Here is an 18,676-nt window from a genome sequence, read left to right on the forward strand (position 1 = left end):
TACTTTTTCAATCCTGAAAAAATCCTGATTAATACTTGCCTGAGATTGCTGACGGCTATGATAAACCCTGTAATTACTAACATAAGAGCAGTATGCAAAACTTCCTGCAGGCTGAACGGATTTGAAAGTAGTGGATTTGACTATCTGTTTGTTATCGTTACACATCGTGTTGTAAACATAGTTTAGTATTTATAAGCAAAGCGAGGTTTATCAGACATCACATATTCAAATGTAATTGCCATATCCTTCTTTTGATTTTCTAACTTACAGATGGCTAATGGCAAGGTTAAGCTGCAGTTGTAGGTGGTGAGCACCTCTCTCCCAAACACCGTTATTTCCGTAAATAAATCAAGCCGGTTATGGGTTTCAGAAGCAGGTACCTGTATCACCACTGGATGTGGAAGCTTGAATTCACGGCTGGCACAATATACCTCCCCTAAGTTTATCCTTTTTGGCTGATAATCCTTGATGGTAAAACTATTGTATTCTTCTTTCCATCGGGTTAATACTGCTTCAACGATTATCTGTTCCGGAATGAAAATAGCATCCTTACGCATCTGCGGAATTAAATTGTTCATGATGGCCACCTGTGGTTCTTTCCTCAAAGCATTTAACATGGTTTCCGAAATTACCATGTCTGTTTGAACATTATGGGGAAATCTATAAGTAGTGGCATCGGTGCAAACATAGTCGATCACATACTCTGACAGGCCTAATTGTTCATACAACCCCCTTGCTGCAGCCAAGGAATCAGAATTGATATCCAACAAAATAAAATTGATTTGCGCTGAAGTAAATCTGGGGGTTAACGGTGTAAGCAATGTGGCATAAGGACCGCAACCGGCATATAATATATTGAGGGTACGCCCCTGTATTGTATCTGATAAATGTTCAATTGCCTGATTAATGCCTCTGATAAATCTGCGTGTACGTTCTAATTCTTTAAGACAATGCGCGGCTTTAATTGTTGAAACGGCCTTACCATTTGGCAGATAAATATCTTCGTCCGTAATGTTACCTGCTTTCACGCCGGTTGCGCCTGAAAAAAGCACATGGAGCTGGTCAATCGCATTTTTGATATGCAAATAGTCTTCTTCAAAAAGTAAGGCATTAGTTGCATCATAAATACTTTCATTAAGTTGTTGAGTCGTTAATTCCATTTGTTTTCTTTATATCATGCTGAAAAGTAAAAGCTAAACTAAAGAATAAATTCAGTTCAGATCGGTTATCCGATTATTAAGTTACTAAATATATCGTTGCTTATCCTTTTTTACCATCAACTCTGCTTGTTTTCCATTTCAAAGCACAGGTGTGTTGTATGATATATCAGTACCTTGGAAAGGCCTATGGATGCTCAATGTGAATACTATATATTATCCGATCTGGCATCTCATTTTTATTTCTTTCATAGCTTACATACCAACGGCCATACAAGCCTGTATCCATTCAATCCCATTTTAGTTAAGTCCCACATTTTATCTACCAGCTAATGCTCGCTCAGTGAAGTGGCACGTCAAACCAACTAAAAGTACCTGATCACATAATTTTTACACATTTTCATCAACAAAAATTTATAGCTTTAATGAAAATTAACCACACTCTCATTGAAAACTATTGCTCTCACCATCGATGGACACTCGTCTATTCTTCCAACCAATTTGTCATCAGACAAAGTCAGTGTGCAATACCACAATGGTATTAATGCTGTCAGAGAAAAATGTCTTTTCCCAAAAAACTCATCATATCTAAGTAAACCACCAAGTATGGAAACACCCAACACACTCTTAGGGCAGTACGACATGGTACTGTCGCTCTCGGAGAGCAAGATCAATGCAGAAATGCAGCAACTATACCTAGACCGGCTACTTGACCGCGACTGGAAGATCCTCAGTGATCTTACAGGCACCTTGCGCCGTAACCATAGGGACAGTGATTTCGAGCAGCAAAAAAAATTATGGTTAGACCAAAGCGGCAATAACCAGTTGATCGAGCTCAAGGCGCACTTGGATCGACTTGGGGAGCTTTTGGAAGAACCAAACGCAGATCGGGAGTCGATTGTAGCGCAACGGATCGCTACGAGGGCCAAAATTGCCGAAGCCGAAAAAACAACGGCTCCCGGCTACCATCTACTGATCGAAGCCACTATCGACCCTCCCAAGATAAGCGTACTACCGGGACGCACCAGTGAACTATTGTTTAGTTTTATACTCAATAGTGGCCAAGTCACCTACCGTAACAGTCAACGGCAACAGCAGTATGATATCCGTAACCTTACTTACACATTCGTGGTGCCGGTATCTAAACGCCAGGTGGATAAAGAAGACATCAAAGCAGATCCAAAGTTCACCGCACATATTACCGAAGATTTTACCGTAGAATCTATCCTCCTGAACTTTGCAAAAGCAGATATTGCCAACTATGTGTCGATCGAAAGTAAAATGAGTAAAGATCCGGAACTCAATGCCTGGTTACAACTGGTTGTCAGCAATTATTTTCGCGGACTTGGGCAAAATAACGATAACCCTTACATACTGGGCTATGCAGTACAGCAGGCGGAACTGAAAGATACCGGTACGGCTATGTTGGAGCCTACCGGTGTTTCCTACTCTACTTCCCATAGCGAAGTTGACCGAGCTTCGGCTTTCAATTTTTTGATGCTTACCGGCGGTCAGGAGTTCCCAAGCTTACCACAGGGCGGACGTATTGACAAAAGCTTGATAGAATCTGTACATCTTAAAGACGAAACAGTTAACGGGCTGATCGGCATAAATTTCAGAGTATTTGAAAAAACCTACCTGGCTCGGATCAACCAAACTGTATTGGATGCATTTTGCGACTTTGTCCCGGGGCTAAGCATCAAATCGGGTACGAACTATACAGCGAAGTCTTTCGATCTTTACTATGCCGATAATATGGAGATCACTATTGCCCGAACCGGCATTAAAAGCGATGATTTAAAACGTTCGCTATCCATTCAATATGAAATCAGCATTCACGCTAGCCTGCACGATGAATTAGAAGCATTGGTGGGTACCGTAGGTGTCAATCAGAAATTTTCGACCTCTGGCAAGTTCGAGGTCAATGGACAAAAGGGTAAAGTTGGCAAGCTGGTAGTGGAATTAACTGCTGCACATTATGGACAAATCATCGCAACGGTAGAATCCGGGGGGTATCAGCCGCCAGTTTTGGCACGTGACACCGAAGAACCTGAGTATAACAAGAAAGGCTTTTTTGATAAGGTTTGGCTAGGCATGTCAAATATGGTCAGACGTGTCAATGAATTAGAAAAGATGTATAACACAAATTTCACTACCCGTATCAGTAAGCAGTTAGAAAACACCGCCTTCAACGAACTCAACAAATTCTCTGATCGTTTGATACTTCCGGCATCAAACGTATACACCTTTTTGAATGTCCGCCTGCTCACCGGAGAACTCAATGACAGTGATGTCGTCCTTTTCGATATTAGTTATGTTCCACTTTCTAATCAATAATCATTAATATTTATGGAAAATCAATATACCGAACTCAATGGACCAAAGGTTTTGTTGAAATATAAAAGTGAATTTATGGAAAACTATGTTGCCGAGAGTAACATAGATTTAGGTGCTGATATCAAAGTAATCGGGACCGTGAACGACAAAGTGTTGGTATTTGTGATCAATAAGCAGAACGAGCTGATTTTGCTCACCCGAACCGATGCCGAAGGAGATGCATGGACACAACTACGCCTCTCTGTTAAGGGGCAACAGGTAACTGCATTTGACGTGTTGCACCAAGATACAGTTAATGCGATACGCATTGCTTACGCTGCCAAAACTGGCCAGGAGAACAGCTTGTGGCTTTCCTCACATGTTGTACTCGATGCAGAGAATACACCCATGGACGGCCTGGCATACCAATCTTATCAGCTAGAAGACCGCGAGCGGACACTGCATAGTATATCTATTAGTGATGTTGGTATACTATTTAGCTCAGACAAACCTAAAACTGACGCCAAATATCATTTAATCGGAGATGACGGTTTGATCAAGGCATTCCACCTGCCTGAAAACAATGACCGTATTCTACAGCTTACTTTAGGAACTTGGCGAGGCCATCAAGGCGTATTTTCGCTTTACGATCTGAAGGGAAAAAGAACGATGCTTTTCCAGGGATTTTCAGCTGCCGGCGAGAAAGAGATTTTTCAGCAGAGATTTATGCCCAACTATCGGCCGAATTGTTTTTTTGTACTCAAGAATGTGGGCGAGAACGATCAGCTTTTTGTCGCCGGTTCCAGTATCACTCATTATAAAGATGCACGCAGCAAGGCAGTGGAAATCTGTGGCAACGATTTTGAGTTTTCGCAACTCGACGTGTCGCAGGAAGATGGCGCGATAAGTGTGTGGGCTTTGGATAACAAAAGCCGTCAGCTTAAGTTGATACGCAGAGAAACAGACCATGAAAAACGGATCTGGAGTGAGCCGGTGGCCATGCACGGCGATACCGATCGCTTTTCTTCACTTCGCGGGGAACACTTGTCCAATCATCTTTTCTTGTTCGACCAAAGCAAAGGAGGCAAGCTTACTGAAATTTGGCAAGATGCCGTTTCGGGTTGTTGGCACGAACATTTGTTAGGCATCGCTGATCTGTCAAGTTCCCGACTAATCAACACCTATACCCTGGATTTATATTTTGAGAAACATGATTTGGAAAACAAGATCGAAGAAAATATAAACCTTACGTCTAAAGCCAATACTTTTATCTATCTCGATGATATTAAATATCAATTGCAGGCAGGCGTACCATTGCCTATCCCCTATGCTTCTTATTTGAATATCATGTGCCCGTTAGATTCGCTGGCATTTCCTGAACTGGTCATCAGCTCTGGGTTATTTGAACAAGAGCTACATATCAACCCCGGACATCCGGTAAGTACTGCATTGGGCGAAAAGATCAGCTCTGCCGAAGACTTGCGCAATGCCCGCAAGCAGAACGGAGAGCTATTGGTACCCACCCATATCGACCATGAACTTCTGTCACAGGTGGCGAGCGCAACCAGTACGTTGACAACTAATCAAAACATTCAAGCAGCTTTAGCCGTACACCATGGGCAGGAATTAGGTTTTTGGGAGAGTATTGGCGAAGGACTGCAGGACCTGTTATTTAGTATCAAAAAAGGATTTATCACGGTCAAGGAGTTTATTGTCGAAAAGGCAGAACAGGCGTGGAAGTTCACGCTGAAAATCGGTAATAAGCTCTATCAATGGATCGGCGACACCTTAAACGATGTATTCTCGTTCCTGGAACGTGTATGGGAAAAGATCGGAGTGTTGTTCAAAGACCTGGTAGATTACCTTTCTTTTCTATTTTCCTGGCAGGACATCATTGATGCCAAAGACGCGCTGAAGCTAACCGCCAACCAAGCCATTGAAGGCCTAAAACCCGGCGTAGAAAAATTGCGTGCACTAGCGGTTGGACAGGTACAGGATTGGCACCGCAGGGCGAGCATTGCGCTGCGCAATCTTGGCACTCCCAGCTATACCGTTAACGACTTGCCAAAGGAGAAGATCAACGGACACAATGATAAACTCGACTCCAGAACCAACTGGGTCGGCAGCAAACAAGAGCTACTTTTCAATACCAAACCTAGCACCGCCAACGGGGTAGACCGCGAGGCACTGGCCAACATGGATACCTCTGCAAAGGATCCGGTGATGACACGACTTGGCGACCTGCTAAAAAAATTCCTGGCCTCTCAGATTACCTTAGGAGCGCTTATCAAAGAATTCGCAGCCATCATGCTGGATGTGGTTTTTGAATTGATTGAAGAAGTTATCAACTGGCTTTTTGACCTGATCATCAAAAGTATCGACCTAATTAAGGGCATGCTCAATGCCGAGATCAAAATTCCGTTACTTTCTTCGATCTATCGCAAAATCAGCCACGCTGAACTGAGTATATTGGACTTCACCTGCCTGCTCTGTGCCATCCCGATGACCATCGGCTACAAGATCGCTTTCGGTGAGGCTCCGTTCTCGCGTTTGAGCAAAGAACGATTTGCAGAAAACATGCTACAAAATTTTAACCTAGCCTAAACTACCATGAGCAATAACAACGAACAACCAACAACAAAAACAGAAAAACAGATCTGTGACGACGTTGCAAAGTATGCAACCTTTGGTATCAGTATTTGTAGTGCAATCCTCTATGCTGTAGAAAAAGTAAACAGGTATCCCGAAATCATCGCTGAAAATCTGAATGCAGACGCCTTAGTGGATAATGCGGCTGTCAAGGCGGTAAAGCGCCCATTATCACTTGTGTCTACCCTGATCAGCACGACGAGCTATATCGCCATGTTTCTGAAATATGCTGCACCGATACATGGCTATTTACAGAGCACAGAAGATAAGATACTTTGCTGCAAGGTTAAAGAAGCCTCTAAATATTTTGTCTACCTTCCATTTGTGTACATGGCCATTGGTGCTGGGGGATTGTACTATACCCAGACCGAAACCGTAGATTGGCTAAAGAGCAAACATAAAAATTACAAAAAAGCACTCAGCCTGCTCACCAAAACAATGAGTTTTGGGTCTGGTGTACTCCTGCTCGCTACCACGATCAATAACGCCGACAGCATGAAAGGCAAACAGTTGTTCACCTTGTGCTCAATTCTGGATGGACTGACCGCTCCGCTAGACTTCCATGGGATCGACAATCTGGTCTTCCGGGTCGACAACCAAGGCTATGCGTACGCCGGGGTTTACGGTGTGCGTAGCGCCGTTAAGATTGGCCAGACCATCGGCTTTCTGATCGCCGATAAATAACAAAGCTACAGTGGTACCTTATTTTGAGCGTACCACTGTAACGCCTATATTCGAACAATGGAATTTATGATAGGTGATAAAAATGTCGAGCCAACGGATTTGATGCGAAAGCAACTCTTCCAGTGGATATGATACGATAGCCCTATCCTACATTCCAATAATAGTTGATGTTAAACCAACGCCATTACGATCCCAGAACTTATCCTTTGCAAGGATTCGCCCCAGACCAAAGGCGCGAATGAACCATATCGTCGCCACTTATTAAAGTTTTCTAATCCATCATCACCAAAATTCAACCAAACAGCGTATCGGTCGTCGTACGAATAAGTGTATCTACCCGCTAAGCTCCATTTCAAGATCATTTTACTCATTTTTTAATTTTTTTAAATCACTACTCCTTTGGCTCTTCTATGATGCCCGTTTGCTTTGTGGTCTCTGGCCTACACTTTGGTTCTTACAAGATTATTTGAACATTGATGTAGATTATTATGTGCAAATATAATTTTGTGTTCAGAATGTTGACGTTTTCTTCCACTTGGTCAGGAAATAATAACCGATCTTACGAGCCATGATCAATAATGAAAGAACAACTGCCCAAGTTAGAAATTGCGAGAAATGCCGAAATTCTTCTCTTAGATGACTATGTTCTTTTCCGGAGAAATAGCCACATACAACAAGCGCATCAGTAAAGAACTTGTTATCGGTAAAATGGCTGATGGGGTTATACTTAGGCTTTAGTATTTGACTAAATACTTATTGGTTAAATATGAACTATTTATGATGGAACTCATCAAGAGGATTAATCTTCCCTCTTAATTGAAATAAATCAATTACAACATTGATCAAAATCAAGAAAATAGCATTTTGTAATAGTGAATTTAGTGCATTGACTTATTAGTTAACGGCATGCGACAGATAAATAACAGCATAACCGTCTAAAAAGCTACTATTGGCTTATCCGGTTAAAGCGTAAGTAGGATCGGTATGCTATTCTAACCATAAGAAAAATTGGAAATGGAAAAAATAGAGATGAAGTTTTTTTTAAAAATGTTCCTGCCATTAATTGATCGAAACAAAGGCCGTGCAGCGCTGAGGTGTCTCTTCAGGCATACCATTGCACTAAATATACGCAAAGGAGAAACGCTCTTTCCTAAAAACATTTCAGGTACAAACGGTCAGATTATTATGGTATGCACTGGGCTGGTTAACGGTTTTTTGCAGGATAACGAATGTGGGAAGATCAATATCTGGTTAGGAAAGGAAGGCAGCATTTATATTTGCCAGGGCCAGAATAACGCCAGGCAGGAAAATTTTAATCTGGAGGCTATAGAGGATACCATCGTTTTTTTAGTAGATTATGAAGATCTTGAAGATTGTTATCAATCATATCCAGAATTAGCTGAATTATTCTATTCATATCTTCTTCCCCATGCCATGAATGATGTTAGCGAAAGAAATATAATCTTTCGTCTGCCTGATGTAGCCTGCAGAATTATGCGTTTTCAAAAAGCTTATCCGGGGCTATACGAAAGACTTCCAAAAAACTTACTTCTTTCCTATGCTTTATGTGGATAATTACTGAAGGGATATGCTATTTGCTTCTGGTTTATAGCAGATCTTTCGACAGACCATCCTACTATAATAAAACTCATTTACGCACTACTTCTCCCCGTTTCTCATTTAAATTATAATAGAGATTGAAAAGATCTGTACTGCCCACATAAATGAATTGCTTGTATCGAACATTTTCGATACCATCTCTTTGGGAAGCCTTCCCAAGTTCAGAATAATATCGCAGATTTGCCTGCTGATCAATCAGGGCCATATCAAAAGAAGCCATCAAGGCAAATATGGTCAATAATAGATGAATACCGATATAATGAGGTTCAAAGGACCTGATATGGAATACCACCAACCAGAACATGATGACTAATATCAAGCATACCAGTACTAGGATCAATCCTGATAATTTGTATTGAAATGCATAAGGGTATACTAACAGATAGGGTGCTAATCCAATAGAGAGACATAAACAACGGAACAACTGCTTCGAACATTTATCTTTCATCCAGCAGCACAAAATGAATATCAGGCAAAGGAAAAATGGCGCCAGAAATACAAGTACAACCTGCTGTATAAAAGTGAAAACTCTTTCAGAAACCACAAGGTAGCTCAGCTCCTCCAGCTTCAGTATGTCAATTTTAAAATGATGATAATAATAAAACTCTCCAAAAGCATTCAATACTAGCAAAAACAGAATACAAAAAAGTACATAGGTAAAAAACATTCTGAGCATATTATACTATTTTATATGGTGTAAAAAGAAATTTAACTAGCCCATCCATTTGCCCAACTGAACATTGTAAGACTGCATATCAGACATTTTTAGCTTTATCTACTCATGATAAATGCTGATAATCATCATATTTTGGCATCAGGCTGATCTGAATAGAATTCGAAATTGGCTTTAATCGATCCCATTTCCATTGACTACAAACAGCGGACAACTTGATAATCATCAGTATAATTATCTTTTAGCTGATAACCAGGGCGGTATTTGCGGTTTTCATTTAAAAATATTTCAATGATGATCAGCAGAAAAGGGGTACACCTAACTAGCGTTTTGTACGCTTGTTAATTAAAAAGAACCTGAAAATACACGATACGGCATCAGGGCAAGTACCACTAAAATGGCTACAAATTAAGTAAAGTCCGATAGCAAATCTTTAAACCTGTTGTTGGTTAATTATATACGTTTTTTAATCGCTCTATTTTTTTTAAAATGATATCGTTCCCATCTTTTTCGATAAGGCCTTCCCTGGCAAAATCACCAAGAATTCTGCTAAGGGTTTCAGAAGCAATCCCAATAACATTTGCGAGATCGTTCCGGGGGAGTGTAAGCCTTGTATTATCGGGCATATTACTTTCTTTTTTTGCCAATTTTATAATCGATCTCGATACTCTTGCGCGTACAGGGGCATGAGCGAGTTCCAGGGTCTGTTCGTCCTTTTCATGCGCCATTCTTGCCAATTTTTTCGCAAAAAAATTCGCCACTTCAGGGTGTTCCTGAACCAGCTTGTTAATCGTTCCCAAAGGAATAACCACCACCTGTGCGTCATCAATAACCATCGCCGTATTTGACATGCGTGATCCTGAAATAAAATCCTGAAAACCAAAGTACTCACCAGGGTAATATAATTCTGTAATCAGTAAACGACCAGAAGAATCCGAGATAAAAGTTTTTATTTTTCCTGATAGCACATAATAAATCCCTATACAAGGTTCGCCTTTATAAAAAATGATCTGTTTCTTTCTAAAGGTTCTCGGCACCAATGTTTCGCGCTTGGCATTCAACCAAAAAAGGCCACTATCCATCCCCGTTGGGCTTTTCTGCTGAAACTGCTGTTGTAGAAAGAACTCATACTGAAGTTGTCTTTTTCTTAATCTGGCCTCCACCTGGTTCAGTAACTCCGCGTCATCAAAGTCATCAATAAGAAATCCATCGGCTCCTATTTCCATCGATCTCCTCATCCCGTATTGATCATCTCCCTTTACAATCATCACAACAGATATGCTCACCGTATCGATGAATTTATTGACCATCCGAAGTACACCGAACCCATCAATACCATTTAACTCCATTCCGCATATGATCAGATCTATAGGGAGATTTCTGATTAATTCCATAGCCTTTTTACCATTGTCGGTAAACTCAACCAAGTATTTACCTGTGATTAGTATATCGGAAATCTTCGCCCTGAGCTTGGCGTCCTTTAATATAATCAATATCTTAGAGCCTTCCATTCAAATGTAATTTTTTCCAATAGAAAACTGTTCGCTTCCTGTTGGATATCACAGTATGTTAATTTATTCCTTCTCCAATTTTTACGGGAAAGAGCTTTACCTAACCAAAGAAGTTAATAGCTTTGAAATTGCGTTAGAAAAGAGAACTTTCTAATAAAAATATTTAAGCCCCCGGAGGCTATCTTCATTACCCTGATTAACAATTGATCAATAAAGCCACGAACAGGGCTCGCATTTCGATAGCAATTTCTGATCAGTAGAAAAAGCTTAAAAAGAACAGAATAAAACATACATAATAAGCTGATAATCAAACATATACATTTTGACATTAAAAATTCAGCTACATTACATTTTTTTTTCTTTGGGATCACGTTTTTTTTGATCACTTTTCTTTCAAAGGGCTTGCATTGCATTAATGTTATAGACTTAGGATAGGCATTCCCAAAGGTTGTTAAAATAATAAAAAAACCTATTGATTATTATCAACAAGTTGGTTGAAAAAAATCAACTGGAAATATGACACAATTTCAAAGAGAATAAATTGCTTTATAACCGCATCCTACCGACTAGGATAGTCGTTTGTGAAGTAAATTCTAGTCTAATGCTTTTTGTAAAATCAATAAACTAGATTTCCTGAGCAGAAAGCTGAGAAGCGTTAACTGATAGAGTATATCAATAAACCAAAATTGCCTTTGTATTTGTGGAAAATTGTCACAGAATAAAGATTCTAAAATCTGATTTTATGATCAAAAGTTTTGGAAGAAGGTAAGTGATCTGAAATTATCATCCTAAATAACATCTTTTGATGATTTTTTTTACATAGTGACTTGATGAGACTTTCCTATTTATTATTTAGCTACCTGGAAGCTCCAAACACCAAGGCAGCCTGAAGCTTCCATGCTATAGAATGGTTGAGTTGAACCTGTTGAGATAACTGTTCAGTCTAGCCTAACTTAAAACCGTAGAGAAACTTGTCTCAAAATAAAAACCCCAAAAGTTAGAGTAAAACTTTTGGGGCTGACTATTTATCATATAGCCTTTTCCATTTTCGGTGAAAATTAGCTATATGTTATTAAATAAAAACATATGGTTATGGAGTATAGGTACCGCTACTCCATTCCGGTAGGCCGTCTTTCCGCATCGCTTCAATAATTAAACAATTGTATACGTAATCCCAACTTGACGTAACTTCACTATCCTGATTTAAGCCATATGGCCACCAATGCATTCTATCTCCATTAAGTGGTGCGTCTTTACCCGTTATTTTTTTGAGTAAAGTGTTTACAGAACTCCCGGTATAAACCCCGTTAACGATTGCCGTACCCGTCCACCAGTCGGTAGTACCCGTACCTAAAGTGTGATTAAACTCGTGCAATGTGGTACGTAATTTTTGATACGTTGTATTTTTTCCGTAACGTACCCAGCCAGTATTAGTTGCATCAGCGGTTGCCACATCGGGTACATAGTTTAGTGTAATATTCTTTGTTGCCGATGTATAATTATTTAAGTACCAGCATGCGCTATCAGCAGCTTCCTTAATCCGTGCATAAACATCCATCTCCTCATTGGTCGGATTCGATGATTTATTAATGGTATAAGTTACATTACCTTTAGCTATAGTTTTAAAAGTAACTTCACTACTGTAACTTGCCCCTTTAGAATTGATTGCATAGGCTCGTGCATAATAAGTGGTTTTTGGTGTAAGGTCTTTAAGGCTTACTCTAAATTTGCCAAGTCCGGCATTATTATGTTTTACTTTGCTACTTTTAATGGTAGGACTAGGTGTTGAAGCATAAACAATTCCCCTTTCGGTAACCGCGTCACCACCATCCGTCAGTACTTCAATATCTGCTGCAGCTACCGTTGAACCCACAATATACAGTGGTGAAAAACCAAAAGTTGCACCAGCTATATCAGCTGTAGTAAATTCAATTTCATTGCCATAAGCCACACCAGCTTTATTCACGGCAAATGCTCTTACATAATATTTAGTAGAAGCGGTTAACCCCTTGATTTCACTGGTAAATGCACCTGATCCGCTAATTGTACTTACTCCAGCCTTATTGTTGGCCAGGGTTGGATTGGCGGTCGAGCTCCAAACCACCCCTTGTTCAGTAACCGATGAACTTCCTTTATCGGTTACAGCCGCCTTTATCGTAGCGCTGGTTGTAGTAATATCTGCTGCTGTTGTGGTTTCCAGTTTTGGTAAAACTGCTATCGCAGCTGGTGTGTTAGACGTTGAGTTATCATCTCCGCCACCACCTTTTTTGCAGGCCAGCCCACCTATCAATAATAAACTTATCGATAATATATATTTTATGTTACCTTTTCTCATCTGATTAATTTATTTATGTTTTATTCCGGAAGGACATTTGTTAGTACATCCCTCTAACTACTTATTATTTTAATCTTTGTTATAGTAAGCCACATATACGTTTCTGGCTTTCATCACCGCCTGCTTTAAGCTTGCATCTGTAGTTCCGCTGGATCCCCCCATTTGCATATTAACAATTAACCAGAAGCGCTTATCGGTAAAATTGGCGATGTTAGAAATAGTTTTAACATTATCAATGTAATAAGTTAAACTCAGATTGGTATCATCAATACGCTCCATTATGAGCTTATAATTGTGCCAGTTTTGCGGGTTGCTTACTGAACTTTGTTTAGTTTGCCAGCTTACATTTTGCCAATTGGGTCCGGTAATGGTATTCTGCCAGTTAACATTTGAGCCTTTAAATTCCATAATATCACTTTCAGGAGGCCAGTTATCTACTCCTGTAATCCAGAATGCCGGCCAGGTACCCGTATTGGTGGGTACTTGGAAATCACCGCTTATCACCCATACCGGGCGATCATTGGTTACTGTAATTTTTTCTTTGAGGTGGATGGCGCCAGAGTGATAAGATATCTTGAGATACGGATCTGCAGTACTATTTTTTTCTCCTGTTTCAAATTTATCAGCCGTTATCTGTAGTACCCCTTCGCTTTGCAGGGTAACTTGTTCCTTATACATACGGGCGGTGCCATTATGGTCGGTTCCCCAAGGGTAAAACATATTCCAGGCGGCTTCATATTTAGCCTGTGTATCAAATGAAGAAGAATCTAAAACAATGACTGGTTTTTTAACATCTTTTGTGGTAAAACTTACCTCATTTCCGTAAGAAGTGCCGGCATTATTTACAGCAAAGGCTCTTACATAATATTTAGTGGAAGGTTTGAGGTTACTTAAATCGCTGGTAAATATGCCAGAGCCGGTTATACTTTTTATTCCGGTTTTGTTATCAGTAGTGGTAGGGCCAGATTTCAAACTCCAGCAAATTCCCTGATCGGTAACTGCCGAACTTCCTTTATTTATAATGGTACCACCACCTATTGCGCTGGTTGTTGTAATGGATATAAATTCGGAGGTGGTTAGCGTAGCTACCTGAGCATTGGCTTCCGTTTTTGTTGGAAGCGGTTCAGGCGGATTTGTACTTTTTTTACAACCACCATAGATGGCAAATGCAAAACATGCGAAAAATAAATGCTTTTTTGATTGAGTCTTCATTGATTTTAGATATTTAAGGTTAAGGGCGATCGTAAAAGACATTTAACAAAACACCCTAAGCGGTTAAGCTTAGGGTGTTGATACATTATTTAGCCCATTTAAGCAACTTAACACTTCCAACTTTGATATATTGGCCTGTGTTGGCTATAGACACGCCAAACCCTATTGATACAGTAGTTTGTTGTGTAAGCGAAAAATTTAATTCGCCATCAGAAATATTGGCATAAGCAATAGCAGCGGTTGGAATATTGGTTACATTAGGTAAGGTGTTACCAGCAGCAACAGCGATATATCTTGATCCTCCGCTGTTCTGATCAATACCAGATAACCTAAAAGTGTACCTACCTGCTGGCAATGTAATGGTTTGGTAAATAAGACCATTGGTAACAGGGGTGTTAATTCCCCAGCCAGATTCAAAAGATAACACACCGGTGCCACCTCTATACTCATATCCACCATATTGATTATTGTTGATGTTTTTGGCACCGGCAGTGGTGGTCCATCCTGCTAATGTTCCCCATCTTGAACCGTCATAGGTAGCTCTTGTAAATGGTCCGGTATTCGACAATAAACTAGTCATATCTTCATCCACGGCTAAATCAGCTGAATAAGCTACTTTAAATGTATCTACACAATTTGTGTCAGGCAGGAACAAAGTACGGTACTTAAATGTTGAGCCACTTTTATAACTTTTAAGAATTGTCTTGGTAGAATCAATCGGCGTTCTTACCGTAACCAACTTATTGCTGGAATTGGTGTACTGAAGCTCAGTTGTAAAAACACCGGTTAATTTATCCATTCCCAACCACTGGATAGTAGCGTTGCCATCTGTTCCTTTGACCGCTGAAAACACCCCACGGTTACTTAATGAGGCTTTATAACGATCGCCGTAAGACCTGGCATTGGCATATACCGGAACAGATTTATTACCGGCCTTATCATAGGTATAAATCGTAAAATTTTGCAAACCCTCAGCTACATTTGATATTGAATATACCAATGTATCAATAGCTTTTTTCTTCACTACTGGCAGCACAACTGAATCCTGTCCGTTATTCCAGGTTATTTTACACTTAACCACTTTTGGATCAGCTAAAAATAGCCCTTTAAGCACTACCCTGGAATCTCCTGAAAACATCTTAACAGAATCTAATTTTCCGGTATAAGATATTTCACCTCCTTCTACAAACTTCTTAAAGTCATCCTGCTTAGTACAAGCAGTATATAATACGGCAACAAGAAGAAGCGCAAAAAGCGCTTTAATCCTGCTATATTCTATGTTGTAATTATTCATAATTCTAATTTTATAAAGTATAAAATTTATCGTGGGTCTCCATAACATTGTATTTCAGAAATTGACATGAAAGTTGTTCCCTGCCAGTTTTTATTGGATTTGATACGCAGGTAACGGACTTTCTTGCCAGCTGAAGATAAGGTATAACTGATTCCTGCATTAGCAAAGGCATAATCCTCAGAAGTTTGCACGCCATACGGACTTCCAGATGGTTTAGTTGATTTAAATGAGCCTAACATTACCCAATTATTAAAACTGCCATCAGCCGGTGGATTATCAGAACCCCAAACTTCAAACTCCTTCAGGTTTCCACCATAATAATACATCCTTCCTGCATTGAGATATTCCGGATAATTCCATACCACAATACGGCTCATAATAGCAGGCTTACCGATATCAAACGTCACCCATTGAGGGTTAACATTGGTTACATCAGTTAACGAACATCTAGGCCAGTCGATAAAGTTATTATCCCACATGTTCTCAAGTGCCGTTGCTGAGTATGTCTGTTTTGTATCAGTAGGAAGATTTAAAGGTTTATAAAGCGATTTTGACAACGCTGTTTCGTATAAAGGCTTTATTGTTGTATACAATGTATCACTATAATTCAACCATCTATCACGGATGGTGATGGCGAATTTGTTTTCAACTGTATCAAAACCTCGGATAGATTGATTAATATCAGCCGCTGCGGTATAGATGTTCTTTCCTATCTGTTGGTACTTTCCTTCTTTAAACTGCATCACCTCTATGGATAGATCTGCCTTTGCAGGATTTTTTGTGATAAAGTTGACACCGGCAAAATCGGGAGTAACCTTTAAATTTCTATACACGCCCCAGATTGGATTTTCCAAAGGTTTGATTTTAACAATCACAGGTGCCGACTCCACTTCGCTCCTATTTACAGCGTAAACCTTAATCTCATGAACAGCAGTATCGCCAAAACCCTCAACCAATAAGTTGTTGTTATAGTACGATGATTTAACTTCAGCCTGACCATTTTTTAAAGTATACACCGCCTTGATATATAATAGATCTTTATCATTAGGTAAAGTATAGGTAATTTTTGCATTTGCCGGGCCATTGGTTACTGTAATATTAGAAATCTGCCCCGGAGGCGTCTCATTTCTTTCAAATGGCTCAAGTTCATCTTGCTTACATCCAATCACGGACACTGTTATGCCTAACAGTAGCATTAAAAATAATTTACTAATCGTTTTCATATTTTCTGATTAATTAATAATAATATTACCATCCTGGATTTTGAACAAGCTTTGGATTTACCGTTAAATCATACGATTTTATCGGCCATAAATAATCACGTGGTGCTACAAAATTTTGATTTACAACGGTTCTTACGCGATAGTAAGATTGATCATCGGGTTGATTAACGCTCCATGCTGTGATTGGCTGATTAAACATTTCAGCGGCACGTTTCCACCTCAAAATATCCCAGAAGCGGCTGCCTTCAAAAGCCATCTCAATTAAACGTTCCTGTTGAATAATACTTCTCATACCATCTTTAGTAGTGTACTTGGTAGGATTAGTAGAATAAGTTGCCCAGGAACTTTCTACGCTTTGCAAACCCGCTCTTGTTCTTATTTTATTGATATATTCATATACTTCAGAAGAAGGGCTTGAAAGGCTTTCATTTTTCGCCTCGGCATACATCAGATATAAATCAGCTAAACGGATTTCAGGCCATGCGTACGTACGATATGTCGCACCACTTCCGCTTTGCGTCATATTCCAATCTACTACCTTTTTAACAAAATAGCCTGTTTCATTATACCAGCCAAAGTTGTTTGCACCAGCCAATTGTGTGGATTTAGCTTCAACAGTAAATGTATTTTCATCAGAAGCTGAAGGACTATCGTATTTATACCAGGTAGCACCATCAAATGCTAAATCAGCATAGAACCGTGGCTCCCTGTCAAAATTCAATCTGGCAGTAGTATACCCTTCTTTGATATAAAAACGCTCAGCTTTTACTGCTTTTCTAAGTGAATACCTGTTAGAAAAATCCAGGGTTTTATCTTCAGTAATTGGCACACCGTTTCTGGTGTAAAACATTTCGGCAATCTTTATCGGCGGGGCCAATTGCTGCCTGGCTACCCCAACAGGAATTGGATCGCTACCTTTCATTAAACGCGGCATTGCAACTTGTTGTAAGAAAACAGCCAGGCTATTGGAGTTTGCCCAAACATGTTCAGAATTTTGCGCAACCCTTTCTGTTAGTGCACCCCTAATGGTAAGTTGTAAAGTAGTAGTATCTGATAATTTAAACTGCGATCCCGGGAATTTATACAATTTAAATCCAGCACCTTCAGCTGCTGTAATCGCAGCTTTTGCAGCATCAGCTGCCTTTACCCACTTATTGGCGTCATATGTGGTGTTAAATAAAGCAACCCCGTCTTTATCCCTAAAGCCTGCATAATCACTGTTACCATTAAATAACGGACTAGCAGCCGTAAGCAATAATTTAGCTTTAATAGCAAGGGCGATAGGCCTTGTAATACGCCCCAGTTCATTTGTACGATCAGTTATGATAACAGGTAAATTTGGTATTGCTTCATCCAATAAATTACTCACATAATCTACGCATTGGTCAAATGGCATACGTTTAATCCTAACTTCCTCCTGTGTGGCATCAAGATTTAAATTTTTGTCAACAATAGGGATAGGTCCGTACATCCTTAAAAGCAAATAATTAAAATAAGCTTTTAAAAATTTTACTTCTGCAATCCAGCGTTGTCTTTCATCCAATTTAAGATCTGAAACTTTAGTCATATCCTGAACATTTTCCAGGAAAATATTACAGTTTCTGATCCCTCTATACAGTCCAGCACCGCCCTGATTTGCTCCGTTCCACATATCCATCAGCGGGCTATCAGCATTCTGGCCACCTCTTGCAATGCGCCAGCTAGAAGAAATAAATTCCCGCTCTTCAATATTCGACCAGATTTCATCGCCAGCCATATAACCTGGATTGAAAAGTGGGTCACCATCTCTTGGCAAAAAGGCATAACAGGTAAACAAATACTTTTCGGCCTCATTTCGTAAAGTAAATGCATTATCTATGGTAGGTACATTATCTGGAACAATATCCAAATACTTTTTACACGAACCCATACATACAAGTATTAGTACCAGGACCGAAGCAAATTTTAACGAACCGGGTTTCTTTTTACTCTGGAATATCATATTAATATTTTTCATTTTCAT

At 39.7% G+C, this 18,676-nt stretch carries 13 protein-coding genes; 4 read left to right on the forward strand and 9 right to left on the reverse strand.

From position 1 onward, the window contains the following. Positions 1-182 precede the first annotated feature (182 nt). On the reverse strand, positions 183-1,160 hold the full coding sequence (locus tag ACK1I8_RS12785) for a methyltransferase domain-containing protein (RefSeq protein ID WP_412465760.1): 978 nt from the start codon (positions 1,158-1,160) through the stop codon (positions 183-185). Between the two features lie 603 nt (positions 1,161-1,763). On the opposite strand from ACK1I8_RS12785, the gene ACK1I8_RS12790 reads away from it, so the two are divergent. Genes ACK1I8_RS12790 through ACK1I8_RS12800 form a run of 3 tightly spaced genes read left to right on the forward strand, consistent with a single transcriptional unit; the run spans position 1,764 to position 6,806 of the window. Next, positions 1,764-3,494, forward strand: coding sequence for a hypothetical protein (locus tag ACK1I8_RS12790; RefSeq protein ID WP_412465761.1), 1,731 nt, complete (start codon positions 1,764-1,766; stop codon positions 3,492-3,494). A 12-nt stretch (positions 3,495-3,506) separates the two neighbouring features. Continuing rightward, a complete protein-coding gene (locus tag ACK1I8_RS12795; RefSeq protein ID WP_412465762.1) occupies positions 3,507-6,077 on the forward strand; it encodes a hypothetical protein in 2,571 nt (856 codons plus the stop codon). A 6-nt stretch (positions 6,078-6,083) separates the two neighbouring features. Continuing rightward, on the forward strand, positions 6,084-6,806 hold the full coding sequence (locus ACK1I8_RS12800) for a hypothetical protein (protein ID WP_412465763.1): 723 nt from the start codon (positions 6,084-6,086) through the stop codon (positions 6,804-6,806). Between the two features lie 170 nt (positions 6,807-6,976). On the opposite strand, the gene ACK1I8_RS12805 is transcribed toward ACK1I8_RS12800, so the two are convergent. Beyond that, positions 6,977-7,177 carry a hypothetical protein gene (locus tag ACK1I8_RS12805; protein ID WP_412465764.1) on the reverse strand — a complete coding sequence of 67 codons (201 nt, stop codon included), beginning with the start codon at positions 7,175-7,177 and terminating at the stop codon, positions 6,977-6,979. Positions 7,178-7,820: 643 nt separating this feature from the next. Here ACK1I8_RS12805 and ACK1I8_RS12810 point away from each other — a divergent pair. Continuing rightward, positions 7,821-8,381, forward strand: a complete 561-nt coding sequence (locus tag ACK1I8_RS12810; protein ID WP_412465765.1) for a hypothetical protein — start codon at positions 7,821-7,823, stop codon at positions 8,379-8,381. A gap of 73 nt (positions 8,382-8,454) precedes the next feature. Here ACK1I8_RS12810 and ACK1I8_RS12815 read toward each other — a convergent pair whose 3' ends face one another. From ACK1I8_RS12815 to ACK1I8_RS12845, 7 genes are all read right to left on the reverse strand, one after another. Continuing rightward, positions 8,455-9,102 (reverse strand): hypothetical protein, encoded by a 648-nt coding sequence (locus ACK1I8_RS12815; protein WP_412465766.1) that lies wholly within the window; start codon positions 9,100-9,102, stop codon positions 8,455-8,457. 446 nt (positions 9,103-9,548) lie between these two features. Continuing rightward, positions 9,549-10,610 carry a cyclic nucleotide-binding domain-containing protein gene (locus ACK1I8_RS12820; RefSeq protein WP_412465767.1) on the reverse strand — a complete coding sequence of 354 codons (1,062 nt, stop codon included), beginning with the start codon at positions 10,608-10,610 and terminating at the stop codon, positions 9,549-9,551. A 1,090-nt stretch (positions 10,611-11,700) separates the two neighbouring features. Continuing rightward, positions 11,701-12,945 carry a hypothetical protein gene (locus ACK1I8_RS12825; protein WP_412465768.1) on the reverse strand — a complete coding sequence of 415 codons (1,245 nt, stop codon included), beginning with the start codon at positions 12,943-12,945 and terminating at the stop codon, positions 11,701-11,703. 69 nt (positions 12,946-13,014) lie between these two features. After that, complete coding sequence (locus tag ACK1I8_RS12830) at positions 13,015-14,157, reverse strand: hypothetical protein (RefSeq protein ID WP_412465769.1); 1,143 nt, start codon at positions 14,155-14,157, stop codon at positions 13,015-13,017. Between the two features lie 85 nt (positions 14,158-14,242). Next, positions 14,243-15,451: a DUF4998 domain-containing protein gene (locus ACK1I8_RS12835; RefSeq protein ID WP_412465770.1), complete on the reverse strand. Its 1,209-nt coding sequence runs from the start codon at positions 15,449-15,451 to the stop codon at positions 14,243-14,245. A gap of 26 nt (positions 15,452-15,477) precedes the next feature. Beyond that, positions 15,478-16,674: a DUF5000 domain-containing lipoprotein gene (locus tag ACK1I8_RS12840; RefSeq protein ID WP_412465771.1), complete on the reverse strand. Its 1,197-nt coding sequence runs from the start codon at positions 16,672-16,674 to the stop codon at positions 15,478-15,480. 25 nt (positions 16,675-16,699) lie between these two features. Next, positions 16,700-18,676, reverse strand: a complete 1,977-nt coding sequence (locus ACK1I8_RS12845; RefSeq protein ID WP_412465772.1) for a RagB/SusD family nutrient uptake outer membrane protein — start codon at positions 18,674-18,676, stop codon at positions 16,700-16,702.

It is taken from the genome of Pedobacter sp. KLB.chiD, assembly GCF_047040275.1.
GTDB lineage: Bacteria > Bacteroidota > Bacteroidia > Sphingobacteriales > Sphingobacteriaceae > Pedobacter.